Raw genomic sequence first — 13,962 nt, forward strand, 5'->3', positions numbered from 1 at the left:
CAAGGCGTGACGACGTCCGCCGCGCGCGAGGCCTTTGCACCGCCGGCGCGGCCGGGGGGGGCGTCCGATTCGCAGCGCGCGGCTATTACGGCTCCGGCGGGACCGATTCTGGTGCTCGCCGGACCCGGCGCCGGCAAGACGTATTGCCTCATCGAGCGGGTGCGTCACCTCGTGCAGGAATTGGGCGTCGATCCGTCGAGGATCTGCGCTTTCACCTTCACGAACAAAGCCGCGGGCGAGATCACGCATCGACTCGAGTCCACGCTCGGCACGGCGGCGGCGACCATCAAGCGCGGCACCATCCACGCGTTTTGCGCCGAATTGCTGCGCGAGCTCGGTGCCCACGTGCTCTTGGAGCCCGGCTTCGGCATCGCCGACGAGGAATACCAGATGAGCGTCCTGCGGCGCATCGAGGGCTATCGCCGCTGGCACGGAAGCACGCTGAATCGATTTTCCGCGCATCGCTTTCGCGGCGATCCGCTGTTGCACGACGATGCGGTGCTCTTCGCGCGATACGAGCGCTTTCTCGCAACGCGTAAGGTCGTCGACTTCGATACGCTCGTCATCAAGGCCGCGGAGCTGCTCGAGCGGGATGAGGAAGGACGAACGGTTCGCGCACGTTGGGACGTCGTCCTCGTCGACGAGTTTCAAGATCTGAATCCGGTGCAATACCGGATCGTGAAAGCGTTGGCCAAGGATCATCGCCACGTCTTCGCGGTCGGCGACGACGAGCAATCGATCTATTCGTGGGCGGGCGCCGATCCGGCCGTGTTCAGGAACTTTCTCAACGACTTCAAGCTCGCGTCGGGAATCTGCCTCGAGGAAAATCGGCGCTGCCCGCGCGACGTCTTCGAGTTGGCGCGGCGTCTCGTCACGCTGAACACGGCGGCGGTCGTCAAGACGGTCGAGCCAAAAGCGAATCGCGATTCCGACTTCCCCGTCGACGTGCAGATGTTCGACGACGACGACAAGGAATGCGCGTGGCTCGTGGCGGATTTGCAGCGAGACCGCGACGAGCACCGTCACGACTGGGGCGACGTCGCGCTGCTCTACCGCACGCACGAGATCGGGCACGTCCTGGAAGCGGCACTGCTCAACGCCGGCATTCCATGCCGGCTCGCGCTCGGGCGAGCGCTCGCCGACGATCCGGTCGTCGCCTACGTCATCGCGGCACTGCGCGTCATGAGCGCGCCCAGGAACGACGTCTTCGCCGACCAGTTCCTCGCGACGCTCCTTCCCAAACCGCTGCTCGACGAAGCGCGCGCTCGCGCCGCGCGCAGCCGCCACGACGTGCGACAAGCACTCCGGAAGATCGAGAAGCGCCGGCCGCGTCACGACGAAACGGGCCGCCGGATCCGCCGAGCGCTCGCGGACTGGCGAAACCTCGACGCGCTGGTGCGGCGCCATACCCGTCTTGGGCCGCTCGTGCTGGATCTGCTCTCGCGGCGCGTCGGCAAGATTCGCTCGGTGCTCGAGGATCGCCACGACGAGATTCGCGATCCCGCGTCGATTCCCGAAGTGGTGGCGCTCAAGGAGCGGCTGGCGGCCGTGCGCCGAGACCGAGCGAGCATGTGGTTGCCACGCCTGGGGGGGGGCGGTGTCGAGATCGGGCTCAAGGCGATTCTTGGCGCGGTCGGAATCACCTCCGTGGACTTGGGCGGCGAGCCGCCCGCCGGCGCGGAAATCATTTCGCCGGCCGAGTGTCCGGACACCGGGCTCGCACTCGGCGTCTTCAAGGCGGCGCAGCTGCTCGAGATGGACGAGCTCGATGAAGCGTTCGGCGACTTCACCGCGATCGACCTCGAGACGACCGACGACGACACGGCCAAAGCCGAAATCGTGCAGATCGCCGCCGTGCGAGTGCGCGATGGTGCGATCGTCGACGCGTTCGACGCCGTCGTGCGTCCTCGCGTCCCAATCGCGCCCGGCGCGACGCAGACGCACGGCTTGAGCGACGCCGACGTCGCGAGCGCTCCCTACTTCGAGGACGTTTGGCCGCGCTTTCGCGCATTCTGCGGCGAAGACGTCCTCGTCGCGCATAACGGCTATGACTTCGACTTTCGGATTCTTCAGCGGATGGTCAAAGCCATCGGTCCGGAGGAGCGGTTCGGCGTCCATACCTACGACACGCTGCCGCTCGCCCGCGACTTGTTTCCGACGAGTCGCAAGCTCGTCGACCTCGCACGGCAGTTCGGCATCGAGGCGGGCCGCTCGCACCAGGCGCTGGACGATTCGCGAACGCTCGCCAAGGTGGTCTTGGCCCTCGACCGCGAGAAGAGCTGTCGCGCGCGAAAGACCGCGCTCGTGAGCGTGCTCGACCAACTCGGCATCGCGCTGGCGCTGAGTGATCCGCGGTCGCTCACGCCCGAAGCGGAGATGTTCCTCGGCATCTGTCGCGCGTTCTCGCTGGGCCGCTACAGCACCTGTCTCGAGAACTACGAGCGTGAGCAGGCCGGCGACCTTTCGATCCCGACGGTCGACGAGGTGATCGAGCGGCTCGGCGGAGCGAAGCTCATGCTCAGAGTCCGCGCGGAGAAATCGGCCGATGAGCGCTATCCGGCGGCGATGTCACGGCTGCGGCGACTGACCGCGGAAATTCCGGACGGGCCCCTCGAAGAACAGATCTCGTCGTTCCTCGAGCGGGCGGTGCTCTCGAAGTGGGACGGCGTCGATCCGGCGCGCGGGCGTGTGAATCTGCTCACACTTCACTCGACCAAGGGTCTCGAGTTCTCGCGCGTGTACATCGTCGGCGTCGAGGACTCGCAGCTTCCCGGCGGCTCGCCGACCTCGGGAGCGACACCGGCCGAAATCGAGGAGGCGCGGCGGTTGTTGTATGTCGGCATGACGCGCGTGCGCGACCGCCTCGTGTTGACGCACGACATCACGCGCTCCGGCAAACCGACGCGCGGCCATCGCTTTCTCGACGAAATCGGGCTGGCACCGGCGGCGGTGTCGGCACCGTGAGCGCGGCCGAGTGGCGCGTGTCGGTCGGCGACGCGACGACGAGCGCGGTGTATGAGCCGGCGGTCGCGGGCGACGACGGTGGGCTGTTCATTTGCGCGCACGGCGCCGGCGGCAGCATGTCCGACCGGGCGACGTACGCCGCGGCAAACCAGATGCGCCGGCGCGGACTCAGCGTCGTGCGATTCAACTTCTTGTACAAGGAGCGCGGGTCGGGCGGGCCGGATCCCATGCCCAAGTTGATGAACACGTTCGCCGCGGTCGTCGAGCACGCACGCCGCGAGTTGGGATCGCGGCGGCCGCTGGTGATCGGCGGCCGGTCGATGGGCGGCCGTGCGGCGTCGATGCTCGCGTCAGAAGGCTTCGAGGCGGACGGCTTGCTGCTTCTCGCATATCCGCTGCACCCGCCGGGAAAGCCGGATCAATTGCGCGACGCCCATCTCCCGCGTATCACGATGCCCGTGCTCTGCTTCAACGGGACGCGCGACGTGTTCTGCACGCCGGCATTGATGGAGCGAGTGCTGAAGACCGTCACGACACGGTGGGAGATGCACTGGCTCGACGGCGCGGATCACAGTTTCCACGTCCTCAAGTCGAGCGGGCGTAACGACGCGGCCGTCCTCGACGAAGTCGGCGCGGCGACGGCGGCCTGGCTGCCGAGCCTGCCTGGGCGCTGATACCTCACGTTGACATGCCTCAATAGTTGATGTATCGTCGGGCATGGAGCTCATGCCCGGCACGCTCGACGCGCTGATTCTTCGCGGCTTGTCGCGGGGACCGAAGCATGGGTATGCCGTCGCGCGATGGATCGAGGAGTCGTCGAAAGGATCGTTGACGGTGCTCGACGGCGCGCTCTACACCTCCCTGCACCGCATGGAAGAGCGCGGCTGGATCGCGGCCGAGTGGGGCACGTCGCATACCGGACGTCGAGCGCGATTCTATCGACTGACACCGGCGGGCAAGAAGCAACTGGTCGCCGAGCAGAGTGACTGGAGCGACTACGTGGCGGCGGTCGGCCGCGTGATGCGAACGACGACAGAGCCGGCGTAATGCGCCACCAACCGAGTGAGCCGAAGTGGCGTCGGTATCTTCGCTTTTGGCGGAGAGATCCGAGCGCGGACGTCGAGGACGAGCTGGGCTTTCACTTTGCGAATCGCGTCACGGAGTTCGAGGCCAAGGGAATGTCTCGCCACGACGCGATCGCCGCCGCGCGAGCTCGATTCGGCGACGTCGACGCGGTTCGGAGCGATTTGCTGGAGATCGACGGGCGGATCATTCGCCGGTCGGGGGTGTGGCATTTTCTCGACGCCTGCGTTGCGGACTTCCGCTACGCCCTTCGTGGGTTGCGTCGGCGACGCGGCGTCGCGCTGACCGTAACGATCACGCTAGCGATCGCCGTCGGCGCGAACGGCGCGCTTTTCTCCCTGATGGATGCGCTCTTCTTCCGCCCGCCCGCCGGCGTGTCCGATCCGGAAACGCTGGGCCGGTTGTACGTCGCGCGCCCGCACCTGGCCGATCTCCGAGTCAACTACGCCTTTTCGTATCCGGAGTACCAGGCGCTGCGCGTGGCGCTCAAGGACGAAGTCAGCATCGCCGTCGAAGCGGTGCGCGATTCAATCGAGGTCGTCTCGGGCGGCGTCGCGCTCTCGGCGGGCGTGAGCTACGCGACGGCGGAGCTGCTGCCGATGCTGGACGTTCGCCTGGAGCGCGGACGATCCTTTTCTCGCGCGGAAGACGACGTCGCCGCGCCGGCAAGCGTCGCCGTCGTCAGCCACACGTTGGCCACACAGCTGGGTGGTGCCGACGCGGTTCTCGGTCAGGAGATCCGTGTTCGCGGCAGGGGCTATGTCGTCGTCGGCGTGACGGCCGCCGGGTTCGACGGCATCGGCCTCGGCCGGACCTCCGTGTGGATGCCGTTCAGCACCATGCCGCGTGAATCGGCGTCGCCGGGCGAGAAACCGTGGTATGAGGACGGTTCACGCTACATCCCGCTCGTCGTTCGCCGGGCGAAGAATGCATCGCCGCACGCGGTCGAAGCGCACGCGACGGCGGCGTTCAAGCATTTCCTCTCGGCGAAGCCTTACGACCGCAACGCCTCGATCCTGCTCGGCCCTCTGTCGACGTATCGCGCACCCGAAATGCACGACAGTCGCACGCTCATCGTGTCTCGGACCTCCGCGGTCGCCGCTCTGTTGCTCATCATCGCGTCGGCCAACGTCTCCAATCTGTTTCTTGCGATGGCGGTGGCGCGGCGGCGGGAAATCGGCGTCCGTCTCGCGCTCGGCATCTCTCGCCCGCGACTCGCCGGGATGATGATGCTCGAGTCGCTGGTGCTCGCAGCGATCGCCGGACTTGCCGCCTTGCTTCTCGCCGATTGGGAGGGAGGAGTCCTCCGCGCACAACTGCTTCCGCGAATCGCGTGGGCTCATCACGCGGTGGGACTTCGCGTCATCGCGTTTACGGCGCTCACCACGCTCGGGGCCGGCCTGGTTGCCGCGGCTCTGCCCAGCCTGATGGCGTGGCACGGCACGGTCGCCGACGCGTTTCGGAACGGTACGCCTCGCGCGACGTCCGGCCATCGTCGCGCGCGTTGGGCGCTGCTCGTCGTTCAAGCAACGCTTTCCGTGATGTTGATCTCCGGAGCGATGCTTTTCGCGAGGACGCTACAGGCGGCGTACGCGACGGACCTCGGCTACGATCACGATCGTCTCGTCACGACACAGGTGTATTTCGGCGACCGTACGCAACGGACGCAGATCGCCGCGTTGATGCCGGGCGTCGCGGAGCGCGTCGCGCGAATGCCTGGCGTCGAAGGCGTCGCGATCACGTACGGCGCTCCGATGAATCAGTGGATTTCCGTGCCCCTGTACCGCCCGGATGCGGATTCCACGCACCCGCTCGACGGGGGCTCGTACTATCTGGGTGTTTCCCCGCGATACTTCGATCTCACCGGTACTCGGCTGGTCGACGGGCGCGGGTTTCTGTCCTTCGACCGCGCCGGCGCGCCGCCGGTGATCATCGTCGGGCAAACGATGGCGCGCCAAATCTGGCCCGGCCAGCGAGCCGTGGGCCAGTGTCTACGACCCGTAGCGCCGTCGCATCCGTGTTACACGGTCGTCGGCGTTGCGGCGGACGTTCACGAATTTCGCATCCAGGAAAACACGAGCGAGTGGCAGTACTACTATCCGCTCGAGCAGCTCCCGACGCGCGGCTCGGATCGAACGCTCGTCATTCGAGCTCACAGCGAACGAGCCGAGGCGATCGCCGCGAGTACGCAGGCGCTTCTCCGCACGACTTTCCCCGGCGCGACCTCTCGCGCGATTACAATGAATCAAGCGCTCCAGGTTGAGTTGATGCCGTGGAAGCTCGGTCTGACACTCTTCGGCGCGCTCGCCCTGTTCGCGTTGATCGTCGCGAGCGTGGGCGTGTACGGCGTGGTCTCGTTCGACGTCCGGCAGCGGACGCGCGAGATCGGCGTGCGAATGGCTCTTGGTGCCGCGGGCGGACACGTGATCCGCATGCTCGTGCGACGAAGTACGGTCGTCGTCGGCATCGGTGTCGCCATCGGCGTCGCCGGCTCGCTCGCATCCGGACGCTACGTTCGCAGTCTCCTCTACGGCGTCGCGCCGAGCGACCCAATTTCGTTCGTGATCGCGTCGGTGCTGCTTTTGGTGGTGGCCGCCGCGGCCGCGGCGGTTCCGGCTGGGCGCGCTCAGCGCATCGACCCGGCCATCGTGCTCCGCGACGAATGACTCGCGACGCTGGCTTCTCTGTTGCTCGAGAAAAGCTCAACGCAGATGATCGCAGATTTTGAACAACGATTGGCGCGGACAGAAAGAGAAGGTCGTCACCACCCTTTGATCTATCTGCGTCATCGTCCTTCAACTCTGCGTCATCTGCGTTGAATTCTTCTTCCACACCAGCGTACCCCGCCGCGGCTTAGAAACCCGGCGGCCGCTCCCCGACGACGTTGAACGCCTTTTCGAGCGCGATCCCCGCCTGAACGAGCCGGCCTTCCTCGAACAACGGCGCGAGCAGTGTGATTCCGTGTGGCACGCGGCGCGGCGGATTGAATTTGGGAAGCGGATTCTTCGGGTCGGGCGCCCAATCGCTGCGCGCCTCCGACACGTTCACGAAACCCGCTCTCAGCGTGAGCGAAGGCTGGCCCGTGAAGTTCGATATCGTGAGCATCTCGTCACGCAACGACGGCACGAGCAGGAGATCGACCTTGGAAAAGAGCTTCGCCATTTCGGTCGCGACCATGCGCCGAAAACGATCCGCCTGCACGAAATCCACCGCCGAGAGAAAGCGCGCCTCGCGGAACAGATTGGGCCACGCGTCTGGCACCTGCGCCTTCAGTTGATCCGCTCGCCCGTCGAGCGTGATGTCCTCGAACGACGCCGCGGCCTCGGCGAATAGGATCAGCTGCAGCGAATCGTACGGCCAATCCGGGAGCGAGACTTCCACCGGCACCATGCCCACCGATTTGATCGTGTCGAGCGCGGCGCGGTCGACATCCGTCGCCGGCGACTCCTTCATCCACGCCGGGAAGTAGCCGACGCGCAGCCCCTTCACGCTCTCGTTGGCGTCGAAGTCGAGACGCGACGGCACGCTTTCGAGATCGCCCGCATCGGGTCCCGAGATCGCGTGCAGCACGAGCATCGTGTCTTCGACGCTCCGCGCCATCGGGCCGAGTTTGTCGAGCGACCAGCACAACGTCATCGCGCCGCTGCGCGGCACTCGGCCGAACGTGGGACGCAGTCCCGTGACTCCGCACCGCATCGAGGGCGCGATGATGCTGCCGCCAGTCTCGCTGCCGATCGAGAAGCCGACGAGTCCCGCGGCCGTCGCGGCGCCGGGGCCCGCGCTCGAACCCGACGCTCCCTCCTCGAGCAGCCATGGGTTCATCGTCTGGCCGCCGAACCAGATGTCGTTGAGCGCGAGCGCGCCGAGGCTGAGCTTCGCGATGAGGACGGCGCCGGCGTCGTGGAGTCGCGCGACGACGGCCGCATCGGCGGTCGGCACACGGCTGCGATAGAACTCGGCGCCGTAGGTGGTGGCGATCCCCGCCGTGTCGAGCAGGTCCTTACCGCCCCACGGAATGCCGTGCAGCGGGCCGCGATACTTCCCCGCCGCGATTTCGGCGTCGGCTTGTTTCGCCTGGGCGAGCGCGTTGTCACGCGTGAGGGTGATGATGCAGCGGAGCTTCGGATCGAGACGCTGAATCCGATCGAGGTAGATGTTGGTGAGGCGGGTCGACGTCAGCTTCTTCGTCTCGATCCAGCGCGACAGCTTCGTCACCGGCGCGAAGGCGATGTCGTCGTCCGACGATGGAAGGGGCGCGGAATCGAGGTGCGGAGACGTACGCACAAAACGGTCGCGCGACGGGCCGATCTTCTCGTTGGGGAGTGCCGGATTCCATTTTGTGCCCGGCGCGACGCCGGCGTCGATCGGCACTTTGCGCGGGCCGGCGCGCCGCTCGAGCAGGAAGGCCATCGACGTCCGCCAGCTCGACGCGGCCATTTCGCGCTGCGCGTCGGTCAGCGTGACCTGCGCGAGCTTTTCCGCTTCGGCGAACGTACCTGCCGCCACCGCGGGTCCGACGGCCGGCGCGGTGCCAAAGGTGGGCGGCGCACCCGGCGTGCTTGGGACGCCGCCTGCCGATGAGCCCGACGGCGTCTGGGACGTTCCCCCGCCGCTGCATGCGGCGGCTGCGCCGAGTATTCCGAGCGGCGCTTGAACGATGAAATCACGGCGTGAGCTCACGAAATGGTCCTCGTGCGGAATGGAGTCGGTCGGTCGAGACCGGGAGGGATGCAAGGCGTTGGTAAACACGCGCGTAAAGATGTCGGGCGCAACAGCGCCGCGGCCGCTTCCCACGTTCTACGGTGGGGCGTATTGTAGCGGTCATCCCCGCCCGGACCTCAGCCCGCCGTATCCAGGAGGCTTGCTCGTGATCGACGTCGCCAGGACCATCCCCAGGACGACATATCGCACGCTGACGAGAACCATCCCACTCGTCGCTCTCATCATCGTCGTCGCGCCACAACTCGCGGGCGCGCAGACGGCCGCCAAGAAGGCGTTGTCCGTCGACGACTACACCAAGTGGAAGAGCGTCGGCAACCAGTCGATCTCGGGCGACGGGAAGTGGGTCGCGTACGTGCTGTCGGCGACCAACACCGCGCCGGCGGACGCGAAGCCCGTGCTGCACCTCGTGCGGCTCGACAATAGCCAGGATCTCGAGATCCCCAACGGCACCGCGCCGGCGTTTTCGCCCGACTCGAAATGGCTGGCGTACACGGTCGACGCCAGCGGCGGTGGACGCGGCGGTCGCGGTGGCCGTGGCGGCGGCGGCGGCGGCGCCCAACCCGGCGGCGCGGGGGGGGGCGCGCAAAACGCCCGGGGCGGCAATGGCGCGCCAGCGGCCCCGCCGCGGCACGTCGAATTGAGAAATCTGGCGACGGGCACGGTGCAGTCCTGGCAGGACATCCAGTCGTTCACCTTTGCCGCGACGTCGAGCCACATCGTGCTGCGCCGTCGAGTACCGGGCGCACCAGGCGGTCCGGCCGGCGGCCGTGGCGGAGCGCCGGCCGGCGGCGGTGCCGCAAATGCCGGTGCGGCGAACGCCGAGGCGTCCAATGGCCCGCGCGGCGCCGACGTGATCCTGCACGACCTCGCGACCGGACGCGACCAACTCCTCGGCAGCGTCGGCGAGATCCTGTTCAACAAGAAGGGCGATCTCCTCGCGTACACGGTGGACGGGACGGTGCGGGACGGAAACGGCCTATTCATTCTCGATCTCCGCAACGGACGCATCTCGACGCTCGACAACGACGCGCGTGTCTACAGCCGGCTCACGTGGAACGACAACGGCACGGGGCTCGCGGTTCTCAAGGGCCTCGACGTCGACAAGATGCGGGAGCGCGACAACATGCTGCTCGCGTATCCGAGCGTGCAGTCCGCGCTCGATCAAATCGAGTACCCGCCGGTGAAATTCGATCCGTCCAAGGCGGACGGATTCCCGAAGGGTTGGGTGCTGAGCGACCGCGCCGCGATCGATTGGAGCGACGACAACAAGCGGATCTTCTTCGGCGCCAAGGAGCAGGTGCCCGCGCCCGACACGACGCGCCGCCGCAACGCGGATGATGTGGCGGACGTGGACGTGTGGAATTCGAAGGACGACCGAATTCAGTCGGTGCAAATGACCCGCGCCGACGCGGATCGCAACTTCACGTATCGCGAGGCGTTCAATCTCGCGGACAAGAAGTTCGTGAAGCTGGCCGACACGGCGATGCGCGAAGTCGAAGTGAGCGCGGACGGTCGCTGGGCCGTCGGACGCGACACGCGCGAATACACGTCCGACTACAAGCGGCCCGCCGCCGACATCTATCGCATCGATCCGTCGACCGGCGAGCGGACGCTGATGCTCAAGGATCAGCTCATTGGTCAGTTCGTTTTCGGCATCTCGCCGGACGGGAACAACTTCTTGTATTGGAAGGACAACAAGTTCCAGTCGTACAATCTCGATGCGGCGACGACGAAAACGCTCGGCGGAAATACGAGCGTCAGCTTCGTGGACGTGGACTTCGATCATCCGGGCCCGAAGCCGTCGTTCGGCCTCATGGGGTACACGAGCGACGGCAAGAACGTCGTCGCGATGCACAAGTTCGATTTGTGGGTCGTGCCGCTCGACGGGTCACCGGCGCGCAGCCTCACGAACGGCTCGGGCGACAAGGGGCAGATTCGCTTCCGCTACGTCGCGACCGAGCCGGATTCGAACGGCTTCGGTGGCGCGCCGGGTGGCGGTGGCGGCGGTGGTCGCGGAGGACGAGCCACCCGAAGCACGATCGACTTGTCCAAGCCCGTTCTTCTCTCGGCGTACGGTGAATACACGAAGAAGGCAGGCTTCTATCAACTCGCCGACGGGCAGCTGAAAGAGCTGGTCTACGACGACGCCGCGTACTCGAATCCGCAGAAGGCCGCGAAGGCCGACGAGTATCTCTTCACGCGGCAAACGTTCACCGAGTTCCCTGATCTCCGCGTGTCGGGGCTCGACTTCAAGGGCGACAAGAAAATCTCGAACGCGAACCCGCAGCAGTCCGAGTATCTGTGGGGCCATCGCGTCCTGTTCGACTTCAAGGACCACGACGGCCACAAGCTGCAAGGCATGCTGACGATCCCCGACGACTACAAGCCGGGCGAGAAGCGGCCGATGCTGGTGAACTTCTACGAGAAGAACTCGCAGAATCTGAATCGCTATTCGGCGCCGTCATATCTGACCGGCATGGGCTCGATGCCGATCGAGGCGACGAGCCGCGGCTACATCACGATGATCCCCGACGTGTACTTCCACACCGGCCGCTCGCACAGCGACATGCTGGATTGCGTCGAAGCCGCGGTGAAGAAGGTGATCGCGATGGGCTACGTCGATCCGAAGAAGATCGGGATCAATGGCCATAGCTACGGCGGCGAGGGCGCCGCGTTCATCGGCACGCGGTCGCGATTGTTCGCGGCCGTCGGTGTCGGCGCCGGGGTGACGGACCTCTATCAGGACTTCAGTCAGAACTGGGGGTGGGCATACGCGGTGCCGGGCGGCAGCGGCGCGAACGGCAACGACTACTACCTGTACGGTCAAGGACGCTGGGGATTCTCGCCGTGGGACAAGCCCGACGTCTACATGTTCGAATCCGCGCTGACACACGTGCCGGAGGTGACGGCGCCTTTCCTCATCATGCACGGCACGGCGGATCCGACGGTCGCGTTCCAGAACGGACTCGGTCTGTACAACGCGATGCGTTATAACGGTAAAAACGCCGTGCTGCTCGCCTACGTCGGAGAAGGCCACGGATTACGCGGCCTCGGAAATCGCAAAGACCTCACGATTCGCTACTTCCAGTTCTTCGATCACTACCTCAGGGGTGCGCCGGCGCCGAAGTGGATGACCGACGGCGTGCCGTATCTCAAGAAGGACGACATGCGCGATCCGATGGGAATCGCTGGCTCCGTTACGCCGCAGGTTCCATGACGCGGGTGACCGGGTGGACCGGTGGACCGGTGGACCGGGAACGACGGCGCGGCCTGTTCGGCGGTCTCGTTTTGGCGAGTCTGCTGCTCGTGTCGACGCTCGGGGCACAAGGAGGGACCCCTCCCGCCGGGGGCGGACGTGGAGGCCGGGGCGGCGGACGGGGCACCGCGATTCCGGCGGGCGAGTCGTGTCCGCCGGGCACGACGGAGATTCGTCCGCGCAGTTGCATGGCGCCCGAGTTCGCGCCGCCGAGCATTCTCGACTATCGGCCGAAGTCGACGCTGATCGTGCCGGCGCATCTCGTGCCGACCGCCAAATATCCCGCGATCGATTTTCACGGACATCCGGGCCAACTCATCGCTTCGGCCGAGGGTCTGGCGTCGCTCAAGGCGTCGCTCGACAGCTTGAACGTGCGGATGATGATCAGCGCGGACAATCTGTCAGGCGATCGGTTGAAGAGCGTTCTCGCCGCGGTCGCGGCGTCGCCGGGCATGAAAGACCGCGTGCGCATCCTGGCCGGCATCAACTTCAGAAACGTCGGACCCGAGTGGGCAGCCGGCGCGATCAAGCAGCTCGACGCCGACATCGCGGCGGGCGCGGTCGGTGTGGGCGAGATCTCGAAGAGCCTCGGCCTGTCCATTCGAAAGCCCGACGGGTCGCGTCTGCGCATCGACGACCCCGAGCTCGACCCGATCTGGGACGAGTGCGCGAGGCTGGGGCTTCCGGTGTTCATTCATACCGCGGACCCACAAGAATTCTTCAAGCCGATCGACTACACGAACGAGCGGTGGCTCGAGTTGTCGCTGTTTTCCGACCGGCGCTACCCGCAGGACAAATTTCCGAGCTTCGAGGAGCTGATGACGGAGCGGGACAACCTGTTCCGCAAACATCCGAAGACGACGTTCGTCGCCGCGCACATGGGATGGCACGCCAACGACCTCGGTGCGCTGTCGAAGATGCTGGACGAGATGCCGAACGTGTACACCGAAGTCGGCGCCGTGCTGTACGACATCGGGCGGCAGCCGCGCGCCGCGCACGACTTCTTCATCAAGTACCAGGACCGCATTCTCTTCGGCAAGGACTCGTTCCAGCCGGAAGAGTATCCATATTATTGGCGCGTCTTCGAGACGAACGACGACTACTTCGATTATTATCGTCCATATCATGCGTTCTGGAAGCTCTACGGGATCGGCTTGCCGGACAGTGTGCTGAAGAAGGTCTACTTCGACAACGCGCTCAAAATCACCAAGGGGATACCGCAGAATGGTTGGCCGAAATAGCGGGTGGACGGGTGGACGGGTGGACCGGTGGACCGGTTTAACGGCGCTGGGCCTGCTCCTGGTCGTTGCCGGATGCAAGGAGAAGGCGCCGGCGACGGCGGATACGAGCAAGGCGGCGGCAAACGCTCCGGCGCCAAACCCCGCGGTCGCCACCGCTACGGCACCCGATTCCTTCCGTGTCGCGTTCGAGACGACGCGCGGGAGCATTGTCGTGCAAGTGAACCGGGCGTGGGCGCCGCTCGGCGCGGATCACTTCTACCAGCTCGTCGGGCAGCAATTCTTCGACGGCGTGAAATTCTTTCGCGTCGTTCCGGGATTCGTGGCGCAGTTCGGAATGAGCGGCGACCCGAAGCGCAACGCGGCGGAGGACTCGAAGCACATCCCCGACGACTCGGTGCGGCACACGAATGCCAAGGGCACGCTGACCTTTGCCGCGATGAGTCTGCCCAATTCACGAAGCCACCAGCTGTTCTTCAACCTGAAGGACAACCCGGCGCTGGACGGCATGCACTTCGCGCCGATCGGCGTGGTCGTTCAGGGTCAGGCCGTGGTCGACTCGTTGTACAGCGGCTACGGCGAGGATCCCGATCAAACGTCCATCAGCAACCTCGGGAACTCGTATCTCGACCGGGCGTTTCCGAAGCTCGACGCGATCAAGACGGCGCGAATCGTGAAATGATGGGCGCGCCGCCGCGC

At 65.9% G+C, this 13,962-nt stretch carries 8 protein-coding genes; 7 read left to right on the forward strand and 1 reads right to left on the reverse strand.

Annotated features, from left to right (window positions below):
* Positions 1-6: 6 nt before the first annotated feature.
* From VGQ44_19115 to VGQ44_19130, 4 genes are read left to right on the forward strand one after another with little or no spacing between them, the layout of a single operon-like run.
* Positions 7-2,964, forward strand: a complete 2,958-nt coding sequence (locus tag VGQ44_19115; GenBank protein HEV8448954.1) for a UvrD-helicase domain-containing protein — start codon at positions 7-9, stop codon at positions 2,962-2,964.
* Positions 2,961-3,638, forward strand: coding sequence for an alpha/beta family hydrolase (locus tag VGQ44_19120; protein HEV8448955.1), 678 nt, complete (start codon positions 2,961-2,963; stop codon positions 3,636-3,638). Before VGQ44_19115 ends, VGQ44_19120 begins: the two co-directional genes overlap by 4 nt.
* 43 nt (positions 3,639-3,681) lie before the next feature.
* The gene (locus tag VGQ44_19125) at positions 3,682-4,011 is read left to right on the forward strand and encodes a PadR family transcriptional regulator (protein HEV8448956.1); all 330 of its coding nucleotides are present in this window, start codon (positions 3,682-3,684) and stop codon (positions 4,009-4,011) included.
* On the forward strand, positions 4,011-6,713 hold the full coding sequence (locus tag VGQ44_19130) for an ABC transporter permease (GenBank protein HEV8448957.1): 2,703 nt from the start codon (positions 4,011-4,013) through the stop codon (positions 6,711-6,713). The genes VGQ44_19125 and VGQ44_19130 overlap by 1 nt, the downstream gene beginning before the upstream one ends.
* Positions 6,714-6,900: 187 nt before the next feature.
* Here VGQ44_19130 and VGQ44_19135 read toward each other — a convergent pair whose 3' ends face one another.
* The gene (locus VGQ44_19135) at positions 6,901-8,727 is read right to left on the reverse strand and encodes an amidase (protein ID HEV8448958.1); all 1,827 of its coding nucleotides are present in this window, start codon (positions 8,725-8,727) and stop codon (positions 6,901-6,903) included.
* Between the two features lie 187 nt (positions 8,728-8,914).
* On the opposite strand from VGQ44_19135, the gene VGQ44_19140 reads away from it, so the two are divergent.
* The 3 genes from VGQ44_19140 to VGQ44_19150 are packed head-to-tail and all read left to right on the forward strand — an operon-like array spanning position 8,915 to position 13,945.
* Positions 8,915-11,986 (forward strand): prolyl oligopeptidase family serine peptidase, encoded by a 3,072-nt coding sequence (locus tag VGQ44_19140; GenBank protein HEV8448959.1) that lies wholly within the window; start codon positions 8,915-8,917, stop codon positions 11,984-11,986.
* Positions 11,983-13,266, forward strand: a complete 1,284-nt coding sequence (locus tag VGQ44_19145) for an amidohydrolase family protein (GenBank protein ID HEV8448960.1) — start codon at positions 11,983-11,985, stop codon at positions 13,264-13,266. Before VGQ44_19140 ends, VGQ44_19145 begins: the two co-directional genes overlap by 4 nt.
* 19 nt (positions 13,267-13,285) lie before the next feature.
* Positions 13,286-13,945, forward strand: coding sequence for a peptidylprolyl isomerase (locus tag VGQ44_19150; protein HEV8448961.1), 660 nt, complete (start codon positions 13,286-13,288; stop codon positions 13,943-13,945).
* Positions 13,946-13,962 lie beyond the last annotated feature (17 nt).

The sequence above is a fragment of the Gemmatimonadaceae bacterium genome, assembly GCA_036003045.1.
In the GTDB taxonomy this organism is placed as follows: Bacteria; Gemmatimonadota; Gemmatimonadetes; order Gemmatimonadales; family Gemmatimonadaceae; genus JAQBQB01.